The sequence below is a fragment of the Roseomonas chloroacetimidivorans genome (assembly GCF_049629625.1).
Classification (GTDB): Bacteria; Pseudomonadota; Alphaproteobacteria; order Acetobacterales; family Acetobacteraceae; genus Roseomonas; species Roseomonas chloroacetimidivorans.
In genome coordinates, this window is the sequence record NZ_JBNBZS010000288.1 from 1 (window position 1) to 1,167 (window position 1,167).

The window sequence follows — 1,167 nt, forward strand, 5'->3', positions numbered from 1 at the left end:
GGCTGGCCGTAGATGCCGAGGAAGAGCCTCTCTGTCGTCTTGTCCCGCCAGTCCCGCCAGGCGTCCAGCGAGCGCACGACCTGCCGCGCCATCTCGGCCTCCATTTGGCGGAAGGCATTACCGGGCTGAGAGGGCCGGCGGCTCTCCCGTACCGCGCCCGCCCAGGAGGCGATGGGCACCAACCAGGGATTGCGGTCCGAGAAGAGGCCATAGGAAATGCGTAACGGATGCATCTGCCGCATCGCCTCTGCTATTGGCGCCGTCACCATGGCGCGGATGAAAGGCTGGGCGAAGGTGCGGTAAAGGTTGAGGTTGATCTCCGAGATACGGCGCACGGCGGCGAAACGTCGCTCATCCTCGGGCAGGGGCTGCACGATCTCGCGGATGTCGTCCAGGTTGCGGGCCGCGAAGCGCATCAGATACCCCGCCTCTTCGCCCGGCGTCCGCTCGGTGATCTCGGCCTCGTAGAGGCCAGGCGGCAGGATGTCGATGAAGTCGATATTGGAGGCGAACTCCTCATGTTCCTTGCGAGCCACATGGGCGGACACGAAGATGCCGAGATGGCCGATGCTTTCATGCACGGCATAGACAATCGTCTGCCCATGGGCGCGGATATCGTTCACCCCATCATAAAGATCGGTGATCCATCCTAACGCCTGCGGCGGCGGCGTGATGTTGTCGCCCTTGGAGCAGAAGACAACGATGGGTGAGCGAACCTTGCGCAAATCGAGCCGCACGCCGTCTTCCGTCACCAGCTCCGCGGTCGCCAGACGATTGCCGATGAAGAGCTCATCCACGATGAACTGCATCTCGTCCGCATTCAGCAGGACGTGGCCGTTCCACCACTTCTCGAAGCCAAGATAGCGCGCCGGCTCCGTGTCGATATGGGCGTGAACGTTGTACTGCTTGGACCAGAGTGTGTTCGCGGGGTCCAGGCTTTCGAAGTTCTGGACCAGCCAGGCGCCATCGAAGAGGCCGTGGCCGAGGTCCCCCAGCAGGGCCGTCGCCCAGGACCCACCGACCATGCCGCCTGAGTAGCGCATGGTGGGCCCGCCTCGCCATCCCGCCCAGAAGGAGAGCGGAGCGCCGGCGATGATGATGGGCCCGAACAGGTCCGGTCGCAGCGCCGCGCCCATCATGATCTGCCAGCCCGCCTGGCAGTTGCCG

General features: G+C 64.4%; 1 protein-coding gene. It reads right to left on the minus strand.

From position 1 onward, the window contains the following. On the minus strand, positions 1-1,167 hold a 1,167-nt coding region (locus tag ACO1BU_RS37500; RefSeq protein WP_424140924.1), incomplete at both ends, for a DUF3141 domain-containing protein.